17 protein-coding genes are annotated in these 15,815 nt (G+C 54.4%); all 17 read left to right on the plus strand.

What is annotated here, in order from left to right; genetic code table 11:
* Window positions 1-74 precede the first annotated feature (74 nt).
* Window positions 75-1,109, plus strand: a complete 1,035-nt coding sequence (gene argC / locus ELY38_RS10590) for an N-acetyl-gamma-glutamyl-phosphate reductase (RefSeq protein ID WP_127062083.1) — start codon at window positions 75-77, stop codon at window positions 1,107-1,109.
* A 158-nt stretch (window positions 1,110-1,267) separates the two neighbouring features.
* Complete coding sequence (gene erpA / locus ELY38_RS10595) at window positions 1,268-1,621, plus strand: iron-sulfur cluster insertion protein ErpA (RefSeq protein WP_127062085.1); 354 nt, start codon at window positions 1,268-1,270, stop codon at window positions 1,619-1,621.
* 161 nt (window positions 1,622-1,782) lie between these two features.
* On the plus strand, window positions 1,783-2,580 hold the full coding sequence (locus ELY38_RS10600) for a transporter substrate-binding domain-containing protein (protein ID WP_127062087.1): 798 nt from the start codon (window positions 1,783-1,785) through the stop codon (window positions 2,578-2,580).
* A 109-nt stretch (window positions 2,581-2,689) separates the two neighbouring features.
* On the plus strand, window positions 2,690-3,361 hold the full coding sequence (locus tag ELY38_RS10605) for an amino acid ABC transporter permease (RefSeq protein ID WP_127062088.1): 672 nt from the start codon (window positions 2,690-2,692) through the stop codon (window positions 3,359-3,361).
* An 11-nt stretch (window positions 3,362-3,372) separates the two neighbouring features.
* On the plus strand, window positions 3,373-4,143 hold the full coding sequence (locus ELY38_RS10610; RefSeq protein WP_281274338.1) for an amino acid ABC transporter ATP-binding protein: 771 nt from the start codon (window positions 3,373-3,375) through the stop codon (window positions 4,141-4,143).
* 554 nt (window positions 4,144-4,697) lie between these two features.
* Window positions 4,698-6,602 (plus strand): tRNA uridine-5-carboxymethylaminomethyl(34) synthesis enzyme MnmG, encoded by a 1,905-nt coding sequence (gene mnmG / locus ELY38_RS10615; protein WP_127062090.1) that lies wholly within the window; start codon window positions 4,698-4,700, stop codon window positions 6,600-6,602.
* The gene (gene rsmG / locus ELY38_RS10620; protein ID WP_127062092.1) at window positions 6,599-7,279 is read left to right on the plus strand and encodes a 16S rRNA (guanine(527)-N(7))-methyltransferase RsmG; all 681 of its coding nucleotides are present in this window, start codon (window positions 6,599-6,601) and stop codon (window positions 7,277-7,279) included. Before mnmG ends, rsmG begins: the two co-directional genes overlap by 4 nt.
* The gene (locus ELY38_RS10625) at window positions 7,280-8,047 is read left to right on the plus strand and encodes a ParA family protein (protein ID WP_127062093.1); all 768 of its coding nucleotides are present in this window, start codon (window positions 7,280-7,282) and stop codon (window positions 8,045-8,047) included. It abuts the gene before it with no gap.
* Window positions 8,048-8,074: 27 nt separating this feature from the next.
* Entirely contained in the window at window positions 8,075-9,004 is a 930-nt protein-coding gene (locus tag ELY38_RS10630) for a ParB/RepB/Spo0J family partition protein (protein ID WP_127062095.1), read from the plus strand.
* A gap of 193 nt (window positions 9,005-9,197) precedes the next feature.
* Window positions 9,198-9,596 (plus strand): ATP synthase subunit I, encoded by a 399-nt coding sequence (locus tag ELY38_RS10635; protein ID WP_127062097.1) that lies wholly within the window; start codon window positions 9,198-9,200, stop codon window positions 9,594-9,596.
* Between the two features lie 12 nt (window positions 9,597-9,608).
* Window positions 9,609-10,436, plus strand: coding sequence for a F0F1 ATP synthase subunit A (gene atpB, locus ELY38_RS10640; RefSeq protein WP_127062099.1), 828 nt, complete (start codon window positions 9,609-9,611; stop codon window positions 10,434-10,436).
* Window positions 10,437-10,523: 87 nt separating this feature from the next.
* Window positions 10,524-10,751: a F0F1 ATP synthase subunit C gene (gene atpE, locus ELY38_RS10645; protein WP_018918432.1), complete on the plus strand. Its 228-nt coding sequence runs from the start codon at window positions 10,524-10,526 to the stop codon at window positions 10,749-10,751.
* Window positions 10,752-10,828: 77 nt separating this feature from the next.
* Window positions 10,829-11,299 carry a F0F1 ATP synthase subunit B gene (locus ELY38_RS10650; protein ID WP_127062100.1) on the plus strand — a complete coding sequence of 157 codons (471 nt, stop codon included), beginning with the start codon at window positions 10,829-10,831 and terminating at the stop codon, window positions 11,297-11,299.
* 11 nt (window positions 11,300-11,310) lie between these two features.
* The gene (locus ELY38_RS10655) at window positions 11,311-11,847 is read left to right on the plus strand and encodes a F0F1 ATP synthase subunit delta (RefSeq protein WP_127062102.1); all 537 of its coding nucleotides are present in this window, start codon (window positions 11,311-11,313) and stop codon (window positions 11,845-11,847) included.
* Window positions 11,848-11,863: 16 nt separating this feature from the next.
* Window positions 11,864-13,408, plus strand: coding sequence for a F0F1 ATP synthase subunit alpha (gene atpA / locus ELY38_RS10660; protein WP_127062104.1), 1,545 nt, complete (start codon window positions 11,864-11,866; stop codon window positions 13,406-13,408).
* Window positions 13,409-13,475: 67 nt separating this feature from the next.
* Entirely contained in the window at window positions 13,476-14,360 is an 885-nt protein-coding gene (atpG, locus tag ELY38_RS10665) for a F0F1 ATP synthase subunit gamma (RefSeq protein WP_127062106.1), read from the plus strand.
* A 72-nt stretch (window positions 14,361-14,432) separates the two neighbouring features.
* A complete protein-coding gene (gene atpD / locus ELY38_RS10670) occupies window positions 14,433-15,812 on the plus strand; it encodes a F0F1 ATP synthase subunit beta (RefSeq protein WP_127062108.1) in 1,380 nt (459 codons plus the stop codon).
* Window positions 15,813-15,815: the final 3 nt, after the last annotated feature.

Consider the following 15,815-nt stretch of genomic DNA (forward strand, 5'->3'; position numbering starts at 1 on the left):
GACAGCCTGCGGCAACCTGTTTAGGCTGTTAATTATTAACATGTCCCAAAGGCGATACTCGCAAGGAGTGGTTTGTGATTAAGGTCGGCATTGTTGGCGGTACCGGTTACACCGGCGTTGAGCTACTCCGGTTACTTGCCCAGCACCCCAACGTCCATGTTGAAACAATTACCTCGCGTTCGGAAGCGGGCGTCAAAGTATGCGATATGTACCCCAACCTGCGTGGCCACTATGATACGTTGGCCTTCAGTGAGCCCGATGCAAAACAGCTTGGCGCCCTGGATGCGGTCTTTTTCGCCACGCCCCACGGGGTTGCCCACGCCCTGGCTGGCGAGCTTCTAGCGAATGGCACGCGCATTATCGATCTTTCGGCCGACTTTCGCCTGCGCGATGCCAAGGTATGGAGCGAGTGGTACGGCCAGGCCCACGGCGCCCCCGAACTTTTGGAAGAAGCCGTTTACGGCTTGCCTGAAATGCACCGTGAGAAAATCAAAACCGCACGGCTGATCGCTGTTCCCGGCTGCTACCCGACCGCCGTTCAGCTGGGTTATCTGCCGCTGCTGGAGGCGGGCTTGATTGATCCACAACAGCTGATTGCCGACTGTAAGTCCGGCGTCACGGGTGCCGGCCGCGGTGCCAAAGTGCCTTCTCTGCTGGCGGAAGCCAGTGAGTCATTCAAAGCCTATGGCGCCTCGGGTCATCGTCATTTACCCGAAATTCGCCAGGGGCTTAATGACATGCAGACAAGCCCGGTGGGCCTAACCTTTGTGCCCCACCTGACACCCATGATTCGCGGGATTCACGCCACGCTTTATAGCCAGCTCACCGCCCGCGCGGAAGATCTTCAAGCGCTATTTGAGCAGCGCTATGCCCATGAGCCGTTTGTGGATGTCATGCCCGCGGGAAGCCACCCCGAAACGCGCAGCGTAAAAGGCATCAATACGTGCCGCCTGGCCGTACACCGTCCGGAAGGCAGCAATACGGTAGTGGTACTGTCGGTCATCGATAATCTGGTGAAAGGCGCCTCAGGCCAGGCCATTCAGAACCTGAACCTGATGTTTGGCTTTGATGAAACCATGGGCCTCACCGCCCCGGCGCTCATGCCTTAAGCGCTAATATCTTAAAAGCTTAGCCACCCTTGCAGAGGGCAACGTCAAATTGCCCTCTGTTGGATGCGTCAATACAATAGTTGACCCTTTTGCTCGGAATTACCCATAATTACCCCCCAATGCCGATTATTCGTTCTTAAAGCTCGCGGGAGGTACCCATGAGCGGTGCAGAAGCTTTTGTTCCAACCCCTTTAATGCTCTCCGATAGTGCGCGCAAACGTATCAGCGCACTGATGGATGAAGAGAATAACCCCGCACTGAAGCTTCGTGTCTACGTCACTGGCGGCGGCTGCTCGGGTTTTCAGTACGGTTTTGACTTTGCCGATAGTGTCGCCGAAGACGATACGGTGATTGAGTTCGGCAACGCCACGCTGGTGGTTGACCCGCTCTCTTACCAGTATCTGGTCGGCTCCACGGTCGATTACGAAGAAGGCCTTGCTGGCGCGCGTTTTCGTGTTCAAAACCCTAATGCCACCACCACTTGCGGTTGTGGCGCTTCCTTTATGGTCTAGGGCTGTTAACCCTTGTAGCGTTAATAACACGTGTTCCCCGTGACTTGACGCCTTGCCGGTTTCTCGCCAAGGTTGATAGGTCAATAATCGTTCATGCGGCGTTCTAAAGAGATTATCGCCTCTTTAAAACGCTTCAGAGCTAATAAAATACGGGAAAACTAATGAAAGCCACAGTCACTAAAATAGTAACAAAAACAGCTATCGCGTCCGCTATTGCCCTGAGTCTTGGCAGTGCCACTGTTGCCATGGCCCAAACATCGACTGTTAACGTCGCCACCGACCCAAGCTTTGTACCCTTTGAAATGATGGATCCAGAAACCGGTGAGATGGTCGGTTTCGATATGGATATCATCAATGAAATCGCCGAACGAGCCGGCTTCGACGTCAACCTGACTACCATGGAATTTTCCGGCATCATTCCGGCGGTTCAAACCGGTAGCCAGGAAATTGCCATTGCCGGCATCACGATTACCGATGAGCGCGCACAGATTGTTGATTTCTCGGATCCGTACTATGACTCAGGTCTGCAAATTATTGTTCGCGCCGATAATGAAGACGTTTCTTCTCTCGAAGATCTTCAGGGCTTAACGATTGGCACCAAGATCGGCTCTACCAGTTATGACTTTCTCCAGCAGGAATTAGGTAGCGATGCAGACATCACTCCTTATCCAGGCACGGCGGATATGTACATGGCGCTGATGGGTCGTAACGTCGATGCAGTGCTTTACGACTCCCCCAACGTCGCCTACTTCACCCAGACCCGCGGAGAGGGCCGTACGAAAGTGGTTGGCCCTTTGTATGAAGGCCAGCAGTACGGCATCGTTTTTCATAAGGGCAGCGAGTGGGTTGAGCCTGCCAATGAAGCACTCGCGGCCATGCGTGAAGACGGCACCTACGACGAGATCTACGCAAAATGGTTTGGTGAAGCGCCCAGCGAAGTGTCGCCCAGCGAAGAGTAAATAGGCCTACAGGCTTACTCTCACCACTCTCTACTTGGCACAGGGCCGGGCGGCCATTCCCCCGGCCCTTCGTCGTTATAACGTCGCTTTTCCCTCCTGGAGATAACGCGTGGACTTCGATTTTCAGTTTGATTGGTCGGCCGCAATCGCGTCGATCCCCTATCTGCTACCGGGCATTCCCTGGACGCTGTTGATTTCGTTTGGTGGTCTGGCGTTTGGCTTCTTTATCGGTATTTTCTTTGGCCTGTTGCGCATCAGTCCGATCCGCTGGTTACGCTGGGTTGCCGTCGTCTATATAGAAATATTTCGCGGTACGCCTATTCTCGTGCAAGTGCTATTTATCTTCTATGGTCTGCCCCAACTGCTAGGTAGTCCCATTAATGCCTTGGTGGCGGGTATCGCCGCAATTGCCGTCAACTCGGGTGCGTACATTTCCGAAATTGTTCGTGGCGGCGTGCAATCAATCGAGCGTGGCCAGCGCGAAGCGTCGCTTTCCCTCGGGCTTTCGCGTGTTCAGGCGTTTCGCTACGTGATCTGGCCCCAGGCCTTTCGTCGGATGATTCCACCGCTGGGTAATCAGGGCATTATCAGTATTAAAGACACCTCTTTGTTTTCCGTGATTGGCGTGGGTGAGCTGGTGCGCCAGGGGCAGATTTACATCGCCACCACGTTTACCGCCCTTGAGGTCTATTTCATGGTGGCGCTGATGTACCTGGCGATCACCTGGACCCTTTCCATTCTTCTGCGCCAGCTTGAGCGCAGAGGCATTGCCGGCCAATAAGGACACGTACAATGACCGATACTGTGTCACCTACAACGCCGCCTATTGTGCGTATGCAGAAGCTCAACAAGCACTTTGGCAGCCTGCATGTACTCGATGATATCGACCTTGAGATTGTGCCAGGCGAAGTCGTCGTGATTATCGGTGCCAGCGGCTCGGGTAAATCGACCCTGATTCGCTGCATCAACGGCCTGGAAGAGTTTCAGTCGGGCACGCTGGCCGTTGATGGCAATACCCTGAAACCCGATGGCAAGAGCAGCAAGGCGCTGCAGACTATCCGTACCGAAGTCGGCATGGTATTCCAGCAGTTCAACCTGTTTCCCCATCTCAGCGTTATCGACAACATTACCTTGGCCCCCATGAAAGTACGTGGCTGGAACCGGGAAGATGCGGTCGCCACGGCTAAACGTCTGCTTGATCGGGTAGGCATTGCCGACCAGGCCAACAAGTACCCAAGCCAGCTCTCCGGTGGCCAGCAGCAGCGGGTGGCACTGGCACGCGCTTTGGCCATGGAGCCACGTTTGATGCTGTTTGACGAGCCTACCTCGGCCCTGGACCCGGAGATGATAGGTGAAGTGCTGGATGCAATGCGTGAGCTTGCCAAAGAAGGCATGACTATGGTGATCGTTACCCATGAAATGGGCTTTGCCCGTGAAGTGGCTGACCGCGTTATCTTTATTCACAAGGGGGTAATTGCCGAACAGGGAACGCCTGAACAGATTTTTAGCACGCCTCAAAATGAGCAAACCCGTTCATTTCTGGCCCGCGTGTTAAAGCATTAATCGATAAAAACGCTCGCTTTACCCTGAATTTTAATGGCCTGTCCTTGTGACAGGCCATTTTTTTGCCTGTGGATAATGTTTTTTGATTTTTCTTCTTCACCAGGCCCTACCCCCCATTAACAGGACCTTCAAGACAATAAGAAATTGACGGACTGACTTGTTCACAGGTGCGGTAACAAACCCGGTATGGGAAGGTGGATAAGCGGTTATTTTTGAGTGGTGTGGGTAAGTCGCTTTTTCATCCACAGGGGCCACACCGCTTCTGCGCAGGCACTACGCTGCTTAATCACATAAATGTGAACAATTTAAACAGCTGAAATTTATGCTAATAATCGTGTTATGCACAGAAACTGTCCACACTAGTAGTTACAACATTAACAGAACTTCTCTTATTTTATTTTTATGTTGTTATTAATAGAGACAGATAGATGAATTGAGGTGTGGAAAAACCTGACGGTTACCCACAGGGGGTTTATACTGGCGGGCTTATTGAATCTGGGGCCTATCCATCGGCTCCCATCATCCGTGCCAATTGGCACAAGAAGAGGTGTCTCTTGAATTACCCCGACCGCTTTGACGTGATTGTCATCGGCGGTGGCCATGCGGGAACTGAAGCCGCATTGGCCTCTGCTCGTATGGGCTGTCAAACCCTGCTGCTCACCCATAACATCGAGACGTTAGGCCAGATGTCGTGCAATCCGGCCATCGGTGGCATTGGCAAAAGTCATCTGGTTAAGGAAATCGATGCACTGGGTGGCGCAATGGGGCTTGCCACTGATTTGGGCGGCATTCAGTTTCGTGTGCTAAATGCTCGTAAGGGTCCTGCAGTACGTGCTACACGTGCCCAGGCCGACCGGATCCGCTATAAAGCGGCAATCCGGGGCATGCTTGAAAACCAGCCCAACCTGACCATTTTCCAGCAGGCCGCAGGCGATCTGGTTGTGGATAACGATACTGTTCGTGGCGTGGTCACGGAAACCGGCATTCGTTTTTATGCCGAATCCGTCGTGCTTTCGACAGGCACGTTTTTAGGCGGCGTTATCCATATTGGCCTGGATCAAAGCCGGGGTGGCCGAGCAGGCGATCCACCTTCCAACGCCCTGGCCGAGCGTTTGCGCGCGCTACCTTTTCGGGTTGACCGGTTAAAAACTGGCACGCCACCGCGCATCGATGCCAAAAGCGTGGATTTTTCCCAGCTTGAAGAGCAACCTGGCGATACCCCAACGCCTGTGATGTCGTACCTTGGTTCGCGGGAAATGCATCCTCGACAGGTCAGCTGCCACATTGCGCATACCAATGAACGTACACATGAGCTAATTCTGGCCAATCTTGATCGCTCGCCAATGTATTCAGGAGTGATCGAAGGCATTGGCCCCCGCTACTGCCCGTCGATTGAAGACAAAGTGCACCGCTTTGCGGATAAGTCGAGCCACCAGGTGTTTATCGAACCGGAAGGTCTCGATACCCACGAGCTCTATCCCAACGGTATTTCCACCTCGCTGCCCTTTGACATACAGCTACAGGTGGTTCGCTCGATCAAGGGGCTGGAAAACGCCCATATCACGCGCCCGGGCTATGCCATTGAGTACGATTTCTTCGACCCGCGCGACTTGAAGCACTCGCTGGAAACCAAATTTATCCACAACCTGTTTTTCGCCGGTCAGATCAATGGCACAACGGGTTATGAGGAGGCTGGCGCTCAGGGCCTGCTTGCTGGGTTGAATGCAGCCCGGCGTGCCAAGCAGTTGGACGCTTGGTATCCGCGCCGCGACGAGGCCTACCTAGGCGTACTGGTCGACGACTTGATCACCTTGGGTACCAAAGAACCTTATCGCATGTTTACCTCGCGGGCGGAGTATCGTCTGCTGCTGCGTGAAGACAACGCGGATCTACGCCTGACCGAGAAGGGCCGCGAGCTGGGTCTGGTCGATGATCAACGCTGGAAAGCATTCAGCGAAAAGCGTGAAGCCATTTCGCGTGAAACCGCCCGCCTCGCCAGTGTCTGGGTACAGCCAACAAGCCCGGCAGCGGCCAAGATTGCCGAAAAGACCGGCAAACCGCTAACGCGTGAATATCGCTTGAGTGATCTTCTGCGTCGTCCTGAGCTTAGCTATGCCGATCTTGCAGATCTGCCGGGCCTGGATAACGCTCTGATCGATGATGAGGCAGTAGCCGAGCAAGTTCAGATTCAGGCCAAGTACGAAGGCTATATCGAGCGTCAGCAGGGCGAGATTGACAAGCTCAAGCGTCATGAAGCGATGCCGCTTCCCGCTGACCTGGATTACCAGCGGGTGGAAGGGCTCTCTAACGAGATCCGCCAAAAACTTGCTGAAACCCGGCCGGAAACCCTGGCCCAGGCGGCACGTATTTCAGGCGTTACCCCGGCTGCCGTCTCCATTTTGCTGGTGCATCTTAAAAAGCGCCGCCTGATCGCCTCTCCGGAGGTGGCCAACGGATGAGTGGGTTAACGGGACTGCTCAATACCCTGCCGGCAAGCGTGACCACCCGTCTGGATGCGGGGCTGGGGCAGCTTGGCCTTTCGGTGAGCGATCATCAGCGTGAACAGCTGCTTGGGTTTGTCGCCCTATTGCACAAGTGGAACAAGGCTTATAACCTCACGGCTGTTCGCGATATTAACGAGATGGTAACCCGTCACGTGTTGGATAGCGCGGCTGTGGCCCCCCATGTTGCTGGCCCACGGCTTCTGGACGTAGGCGCAGGGCCAGGCTTGCCGGGCATTGTGCTGGCCATTCTGAACCCTGACCTTGCGGTAACGCTTGTGGATAGCAATGGCAAGAAAGTCCGCTTTCAACGTCAGGCCGTTATGGAGCTTGGGTTGACTAACGTGACGCCGAGCCAGGCGCGGGTGGAAGCATTCAGTGACCAGCTCTTTGATCAGGTGATTTCCCGGGCGTTTGCAAGCCTGGTTGATTTTGTCACCTTGACCCGTGAGCTGCCCAAGGCAGGCGGGCAGTGGCTGGCCATGAAAGGGCCTGGCGCCGATGAGGAACTGCGCCAGTTGCCAAGTGGTGTTCGGCTGACAACACGCCACCTGCTGAAAGTCCCCTTTGAAACGGCCGAGCGACAGCTGTTGATTCTGAACGTTGATTCTGAACCCCAGGAAGGAGTTGAGTAAGTGAGCCAGATCATTGCCCTGACCAACCAAAAAGGCGGCGTGGGCAAGACCACCTCGGCCGTTAACCTGGCAGCCAGTCTCGCCGCGCTTGATCGGCGAGTACTGCTGGTGGATCTTGATCCCCAGGGACACGCCAGCATGGGCAGTGGTATCGACAAACACGAACTCGACAAAAGTGTTCTCGATGTGTTGCTGGGTGAAGCAACGGCCACCGATACCATCGCCCGGCAACTACCAGTTAAGTATGACGTTTTGCCGGGTAACGGTGACTTGACGGCTGCGGAAGTTGAGCTTCTTGACCTGGATAAGCGCGAAAGCTGCCTGACCTTGGCGTTAGGCTCGGTTACCGATAACTACGACGTGGTGTTGATTGACTGCCCGCCTTCGCTGAATATGCTGACGGTCAACGCCTTGACCGCAGCCAACAGTGTATTGATTCCACTGCAGTGTGAATTTTACGCCCTGGAAGGGCTATCGGCACTTTTGGATACCGTTGAACAGATCAAGCAGAGTGTTAATCCCGATCTGGCGATTGCCGGTATCCTACGTACCATGTACGACAAACGTACGAGTTTGACCCGTGAAGTGGACAAGCAGCTACGCGACTTTTTTGGCGATGCGCTGCTGAAAACAACGATTCCACGTAACGTTAAAGTGGCTGAAGCGCCAAGTCATGGGCTACCCGTTACGCAATATGCCCGCTTCTCACGGGGCAGCCAGGCGTACCGCGTGCTGGCAAAAGAAATGATTCGTCGGTTATCGCTATAACGTATTGATCAGTCCGAGGGAAAGCGAATGACGCGTAAACGCGCGCTAGGACGTGGCCTGGATGCCCTAATTGGTGCGGGCGCTCGTCGCCGTGACAATCTGGAACTTACCGGTAGCCCGGCATTGGAAGCCCATTACGAGGCATCCCCAGTCGTGGCACCCAATGAAGCTGCCCCTGAGCGCCTGGAGCGCCTGCCGCTTGGTCAACTAGCGCGCGGCAAGTATCAGCCGCGCCGGGATATTCAGCCTGAGGCCCTTGAGGAACTGGCAGATTCCATCCGAGCCCAGGGGGTAATGCAGCCCATTGTGGTGCGCCCGGTAGGCGAGGATCGCTACGAAATTATTGCCGGTGAGCGGCGCTGGCGTGCAGCCCAGCTGGCCGAGCTTGACGTTATTCCGGCGGTCATTCGTGAAGTCAGCGATGAAGTGGCGCTGGCCTTGGCCCTGATTGAAAATATTCAGCGTGAAAACCTCAATGCCATTGAAGAAGCGCTGGCGCTTAAGCGCTTGGGCGATGAGTTTGAGCTGACACAGCAGCAGATTGCCGATGCGGTGGGGAAGTCGCGCACTCAGGTCGCCAACTTGCTGCGTCTGCTGGCGCTGGACCCAGAGGTGCAAACACTGTTGGAGCGCGGTGACCTGGATATGGGCCACGCCCGCGCTATGCTTTCTCTAAGCAGTGCCCAGCAGCGCCAGGTAGCTCATGAGGTGGTCAATAGTGATTTAACGGTGCGGGCAACCGAAGCATTGGTCAAGAAAGTCCAAACCAGCCAGGCAGTGCCTAAAAGCCCTGCCCGGCCCACTAAGCCTATGGATGTGTCACGTCTTGAAACTCAGCTAGGCGAGCTGCTTGGCGCGCCAGTTTCTATTGACCATGGCAACAAGGGCAAAGGTAAAGTCACTATCCGCTATACAAGTCTTGATGAGTTGGATGGCATTCTCGCGCATATCAAATAAATAGCAGGCTTACTAAGATGTCGTTAGAAGCCGCCTTTTTTTCACCCTTTGGTAGCAAGACTCTACCTAAACGCGTTAAATACGCGCAACTTCGGTTGAAGGTGTGATAGCGCTTCCCTATAATCGCGCAAGATTTGTGTAGGTTGTTCATGCATAGTAATTGAACAACCGTTCGCTACCAGGGTGCTGGGTAATGAAACAGCGTATTGAAACCCAGCGACGAAAGGCTTATGTCATTCGGCTTACTACGGTGCAGCTAATAGTCGCACTGGCCGGTATGTTGGCGGCCTATCCGGTAGCGGGCACCGCCGGCGTGCTATCAGTCATATCGGGAGTTTTGGTCGCCTTGCTGCCCCAGGCTTTCTTTATACAGAGGTTAGGTATCCTGCGTAGTAGGCGCAGGCCATCAAGCGCTGTTAATCTGTTTCGCGCCGAAGCAGGCAAGTTTGGTTTGACGGTGGCACTGTTTAGCGCAGTGTTCGTGGTAGTGCCCCCCTCAAACCCCGCTTTCTTTTTTAGTGCTTATGTGGCGGTTGTTCTGATGCATGGGTTAACCCCCTTGTTTATGCGCAGGCATCGTACACTTGATTGAGGTGATATCTCTATGGCCGCAGGAAACGAAGTCTCGACGACTTATTATATCCAGCACCACTTGCAGAACCTGACCTTTGGGCATCACCCGGTGAATGGCTGGTCGCTGGCGCACTCGGCTGAAGAAGCCGTTGAAATGGGCTTTTGGGCGATCCACCTAGATACCATGGGCTGGTCGATCGCCATGGGGCTCTTGTTCATCTGGCTGTTCCGTAAAGCGGGTAAAGCAGCAACAACCGGTGTGCCGGGTGGCCTGCAAAATGCGGTAGAGATGGTGGTTGAGTTTATTGAAAACTTGACCCGGTCCACATTCCACGGGCGCAATCCTAATATTGCCCCGCTGGCGCTTACGCTGTTTGTGTGGATTCTGTTGATGAACACGCTAAAGATTATTCCGGTGGATTATTTCCCGGTACTGTTTAGCAAGCTCGGTGTGGATTACATGAAAATTGTACCTACCACCGATGTAAATGCCACGCTAGGCATGGCCTTGGGCGTATTTGGCCTGATTCTTTACTACAACTTCAAGGTGAAAGGCGTGGGCGGTTTTGCCCGGGAGCTTTCGCTAACCCCGTTCAATCACTGGGCGCTGATTCCCTTCAACTTGGTGCTTGAAGTCGTCTCCTTGCTGGTCAAGCCGTTCAGTCTGGCGATGCGTCTGTTCGGCAACATGTTCGCAGGCGAAGTAATTTTTATCCTGATCGCGATGCTACCGTTCTGGGCCATCTGGGTACTGGATGTGCCGTGGGCGATCTTCCACATTCTTGTTGTGACGCTGCAGGCGTTCATCTTCACCGTATTGACGGTGGTGTACCTGAGCGCGGCGCACGAGCACCATTAACGTGACCGATGTCACGTACGCCGATTTCAAGAACCCGTTTCATTAACCCACAACCCTTAACCAAAACTTAAACTCAGGAGCAACATCATGGAAATGGTTTATCTTTCTGCTGCCATCATCATCGGTCTAGGCGCACTGGCTACTGGTATTGGCTTCGCTATTCTGGGCGGCAAACTGCTTGAGTCTACCGCACGCCAGCCGGAGCTGGGTGACCAGCTGCAAACCAAAACCTTCATCATGGCAGGTCTGTTGGACGCTGTACCGATGATCGGTGTTGGTATTGCGATGTACCTGATCTTCGTTGTTGCCGGTTAATGATAGCTTTACCGGGCGGTTAACCGCTCGGTTTTGTTTCACTCCGGTCGCCACGAACTTGTCAGAGGTACATCCCTGTGAATATCAACATGACGCTTATCGGGCAGACGATCGCCTTCGCGATCTTTGTCTGGTTTTGCATAAAGTACGTGTGGCCTCCGATCAGCAACGCGCTTAACGAGCGTCAGAAAAAAATTGCTGATGGCTTGGATGCAGCCAGCCGTGCTACCCGTGATCTTGAGCTTGCTCAAGAGCGGGCAGAGCAGACGCTGCGTGAGAGCAAGGAACAAGCTTCTCAAATCCTTGAGCAAGCCAACAAGCGCTCTGCTCAGATGATCGAAGAAGCCCGCGAGCAGGCCCGCGCAGAAGGTGAACGTCTAATGGCGGGCGCCCGTTCCGAGATTGAGCTAGAAATTAATCGCGCGAAAGAAGAGCTGCGTGCCCAGGTGTCTCACCTGGCAATCGTTGGCGCTGAGCGTGTTCTAGAAGCCTCTGTCGACGAGAAAGCGCATCGCGAGCTGCTTGATAAGTTAGCCGCTGAACTGTAAGGAGGTGAATTATGGCGGAATTACATACCGTCGCTCGTCCTTACGCTAAGGCGGCGTTTGAACACGCGCGTGATCATGATGCGCTTGATAGCTGGTCACAGGCGCTGGGGTATTTAGGCGCCGCCGTGGCAGATGACGAGGTTCGTCGTCTGCTGGGCAGCCCGAAAATCGAGAACGAAAAGAAAGTTGCCCTGCTCATTGAGATGTTTCCAGAGCAGCAGAGTGATTCGTTAACTCGGTTTTTGGATGCCCTGGCCGATCAAGGTCGTTTAACGGCCCTGCCTTCAATTGCTGAGCAGTTCGAGCATTTACGTGCCGAGCATGAGCAGCGCATTGAGGTCATGGTAACGTCAGCCTATGCGCTGACAGCTGAAGAGCAGACCAAGCTAGCAAACGCGCTCAAGAAACGTCTGAATCGCGAAATCTCCATTACTACTCAGGTGGATAAGTCGCTTATTGGCGGTGTCATCCTGCGTGCCGGCGATACCGTCATTGACGGTTCGGTGCGTGGTCGATTGAACCGCCTTTCTGAAGCGCTGACCGTTTGAGTCTGAGGGACATGGCATGCAGCAACTGAATCCTTCCGAGATCAGCGACATCATCAAGCAGCGAATCGAAAAGCTTGACGTCGCATCCGAAGCCCGTAATCAGGGCACCATTGTGAGCGTTTCCGACGGTATCGTGAAAATTCACGGCCTCGAAGATGCCATGTTTGGTGAAATGATTGAATTTCCCAACAGCGTTTTTGGCATGGTACTCAACCTGGAGCGCGACTCCGTAGGTGCCGTTGTCCTGGGTGACTACCTGCTGCTTGAAGAAGGCATGACCGCCAAGTGTACCGGTCGCATTCTTGAAGTACCGGTAGGCCCTGAGCTGATTGGCCGTGTTGTCGATGCGCTGGGTAACCCGATCGACGGCAAGGGCGAGATCAACGCCAAGATGACCGACGCGGTAGAAAAAGTAGCGCCGGGCGTTATTACCCGCCAGTCGGTTGATGAGCCGATCCAAACGGGTCTGAAATCCATCGATTCCATGGTGCCGATCGGTCGCGGTCAGCGTGAGCTGATTATCGGTGATCGCCAGATTGGTAAATCGGCCATCGCGATCGATGCGATTATCAACCAGAAAGGCAAGGGCGTTACCTGTGTCTATGTGGCCATTGGTCAGAAGCAATCGACCATTGCCAACATAGTAAGAAAGCTTGAAGAGCACGGCGCGATGGGGCATACCATCGTGGTGGCCGCGGGCGCCGCTGACCCGGCACCCATGCAGTTCTTGGCCGCCTACTCTGGCTGCACCATGGGCGAGTACTTCCGGGACCGTGGTGAAGATGCCCTGATCGTGTATGACGATCTCTCAAAGCAGGCTGTGGCTTACCGTCAGGTATCCCTGCTGCTGCGTCGTCCGCCAGGCCGTGAAGCTTACCCGGGTGACGTTTTCTATCTCCACTCACGTCTGCTGGAGCGTGCCGCGCGCGTTAACGCCGACTACGTTGAGAAATTCACCAATGGCGAAGTGACAGGCAAAACCGGCTCATTGACCGCACTGCCGATCATCGAAACCCAGGGTGGCGACGTTTCCGCGTTCGTTCCGACCAACGTGATCTCGATCACCGACGGTCAGATCTTCCTTGAGACCAACCTGTTCAACTCCGGTATTCGTCCGGCGATTAACGCAGGTCTGTCGGTTTCTCGTGTAGGTGGTGCTGCGCAAACCAAGATCATCAAGAAGCTTGGCGGCAGCGTACGTCTGGCCCTGGCTCAGTATCGTGAGCTGGCGGCGTTCTCGCAGTTTGCCTCTGATCTGGATGAAGCAACACGTAAGCAGCTTGAGCACGGTCAGCGTGTTACCGAGCTGATGAAGCAGAACCAGTACTCGCCGATGTCTGTGGCAGAAATGGCTCTCTCGCTGTACGCCGCCAATGAAGGCTATTTGGATGACGTGAGCGTCGACAAAGTGCTGGACTTCGAACGTGCCCTGCACGGTTACATGAAGTCTGAGCATGGCGATCTGCTCGACAAGATCAACCAGACCGGCGACTACAACGACGAGATTAAAGACGGCATGAAGTCGGGTCTCGAGAAGTTCAAGGCGACTCAGAGCTGGTAATGTCTGGCCCGCCTTTACAGGCGGGCTTGCCTACTTTCTGAGAGCCACGAACGAAGGGTAGATCGCTATGGCAGCTGCAAAAGAGATACGCACCCAGATCGGGAGCATCAAGAATACGCAGAAGATCACCAGCGCCATGGAAATGGTAGCTGCATCGAAAATGCGTAAAGCACAAGATCTAATGAAGGCCAGCCAGCCTTACGCCAAGCAGATCCGTAACGTGGTAGGCCACCTGGCTAACGCTAACCCCGAGTACACGCACGACTACATGGTCGAGCGTAACGAGGTGAAGCGTGTTGGCTATATCGTGGTTTCCACCGACCGTGGCCTGTGCGGCGGGTTAAACGTCAACCTGTTCAAAGCTGTGGTGAAAGATGCCGTGGCCTGGAAACAGGAAGGTGCTGAGCTGGACTTTTGTGCCCTTGGCTCAAAGGCCGGCGCTTTCTTCCGTAACTATGGCGGCAATTTGATTGCGGCCAAGAGCGGTTTGGGAGAAAAGCCGACTGTTGAGGGTTTGATCGGTAGTGTCAAGGTCATGCTCGAAGCGTACGACGAAGGACGACTCGATCGCCTGTTCGTGGTGTATAACGAATTTGTTAACACCATGACCCAAAAGCCGGTTGTTCGTCAGCTTCTTCCGCTATCACCTGATATGGGTGTCAGCGAGCACGACGAAGAAAACGCCCGTCCCGGAAGTTGGGACTACCTGTATGAACCGGATGCCAAGGCGTTGCTTGATAGCCTGCTGGTTCGTTTCGTCGAATCACAGGTTTATCAGGCGGTAGTCGAAAACGGAGCTTGCGAACAGGCAGCCCGTATGATCGCCATGAAGAGTGCCACCGATAACGCAGGCAACCTGATTGATGATCTGGAAATGGTCTATAACAAGGCTCGCCAGGCAGCTATCACCCAGGAAATTTCCGAGATTGTCGGCGGCGCTTCAGCCGTATAACGCCCAGGGAGCTAATGTTCAAGAGGCTCCCGGCAGACAGGTTTCATTTGCAGGTTTTTGAGAGGAACCAAGATGAGCGGACGTATCGTACAAATCATCGGCGCGGTGATTGACGTAGAGTTTCCGCGGGACTCTGTGCCCAAGGTCTACGACGCGCTGAAGGTCTCCGAGAAAGAGACCATCCTCGAAGTCCAGCAACAGCTGGGCGACGGCGTGGTACGCGCAATTGCCATGGGCTCCACTGAGGGCTTGAAACGTGGCATGACCGCGGAAAATACCGGTACCGCCATTTCCGTACCTGTAGGTAAGGAAACGTTGGGCCGTATCATGAACGTACTCGGCGAACCGATTGATGAAGCGGGTCCGATCGGTGAGCAAGAGCGGATGCCGATTCACCGCAAGGCGCCAAGCTATGCTGACCAGGCTGCTTCTAACGAGCTTCTAGAAACCGGTATCAAGGTAATCGATCTGGTTTGCCCGTTTGCCAAGGGTGGTAAGGTTGGCCTGTTCGGTGGTGCCGGTGTTGGTAAAACCGTTAACATGATGGAGCTTATCCGCAACATCGCCACCGAACACAGCGGCTACTCAGTATTTGCCGGTGTAGGTGAGCGTACGCGTGAGGGTAACGATTTCTATCACGAGATGACCGAATCCAACGTTATCGACAAGGTGGCGCTGGTTTACGGTCAGATGAATGAGCCGCCCGGCAACCGTCTGCGTGTAGCGCTGACCGGCCTGACCATCGCGGAAAAATTCCGTGATGAAGGCCGTGATGTTCTGCTGTTCGTCGACAACATCTACCGTTACACCCTGGCGGGTACTGAAGTATCTGCCTTGCTGGGCCGTATGCCGTCAGCGGTAGGTTATCAGCCGACGCTGGCTGAAGAGATGGGTGTTCTGCAGGAACGTATCACCTCGACCAAGACTGGTTCTATCACGTCTGTACAGGCGGTCTACGTACCTGCCGATGACTTGACCGACCCGTCGCCGGCGACGACGTTTGCTCACCTGGATGCCACCGTGGTACTGGCACGTTCGATCGCTGAGTTGGGGATTTATCCGGCCATCGACCCGCTGGACTCTACCTCGCGCCAGCTAGATCCGCTGGTTGTCGGCGAAGAGCACTACACCACCGCTCGCGGTGTTCAAGGTGTTCTGCAGCGGTATAAAGAGCTTAAAGACATTATCGCTATCTTGGGCATGGACGAGCTGTCTGATGAAGACAAGCTGGCCGTTGCCCGGGCGCGTAAGATCCAGCGCTTTTTATCGCAGCCGTTCTTCGTGGCCGAAGTCTTCACGGGTTCACCCGGTAAGTATGTTTCACTGAAAGACACTATCCGTGGCTTCCAGGGCATTCTCGCAGGTGAATACGACGATATGCCGGAACAGGCCTTCTACATGGTCGGCTCCATCGACGAAGCGGTCGAAAAAGCCAACCAGATGAAGAAGTAATCC

The sequence above is a fragment of the Vreelandella nanhaiensis genome, from assembly GCF_003990185.1.
In the GTDB taxonomy this organism is placed as follows: domain Bacteria; phylum Pseudomonadota; class Gammaproteobacteria; order Pseudomonadales; family Halomonadaceae; genus Vreelandella; species Vreelandella nanhaiensis.

What these genes read in the sequence shown, in the direction of transcription:
- erpA (WP_127062085.1), top strand. Translation starts at nt 1,268, where the DNA reads ATGAGCGGTGCAGAAGCTTTTGTTCCAACCCCTTTAATGCTCTCCGAT.
- ELY38_RS10600 (WP_127062087.1), top strand. Translation starts at nt 1,783, where the DNA reads ATGAAAGCCACAGTCACTAAAATAGTAACAAAAACAGCTATCGCGTCC.
- ELY38_RS10610 (WP_281274338.1), top strand. Translation starts at nt 3,373, where the DNA reads ATGACCGATACTGTGTCACCTACAACGCCGCCTATTGTGCGTATGCAG.
- rsmG (WP_127062092.1), top strand. Translation starts at nt 6,599, where the DNA reads ATGAGTGGGTTAACGGGACTGCTCAATACCCTGCCGGCAAGCGTGACC.
- ELY38_RS10630 (WP_127062095.1), top strand. Translation starts at nt 8,075, where the DNA reads ATGACGCGTAAACGCGCGCTAGGACGTGGCCTGGATGCCCTAATTGGT.
- ELY38_RS10635 (WP_127062097.1), top strand. Translation starts at nt 9,198, where the DNA reads ATGAAACAGCGTATTGAAACCCAGCGACGAAAGGCTTATGTCATTCGG.
- atpB (WP_127062099.1), top strand. Translation starts at nt 9,609, where the DNA reads ATGGCCGCAGGAAACGAAGTCTCGACGACTTATTATATCCAGCACCAC.
- atpE (WP_018918432.1), top strand. Translation starts at nt 10,524, where the DNA reads ATGGAAATGGTTTATCTTTCTGCTGCCATCATCATCGGTCTAGGCGCA.
- ELY38_RS10655 (WP_127062102.1), top strand. Translation starts at nt 11,311, where the DNA reads ATGGCGGAATTACATACCGTCGCTCGTCCTTACGCTAAGGCGGCGTTT.
- atpA (WP_127062104.1), top strand. Translation starts at nt 11,864, where the DNA reads ATGCAGCAACTGAATCCTTCCGAGATCAGCGACATCATCAAGCAGCGA.
- atpG (WP_127062106.1), top strand. Translation starts at nt 13,476, where the DNA reads ATGGCAGCTGCAAAAGAGATACGCACCCAGATCGGGAGCATCAAGAAT.
- atpD (WP_127062108.1), top strand. Translation starts at nt 14,433, where the DNA reads ATGAGCGGACGTATCGTACAAATCATCGGCGCGGTGATTGACGTAGAG.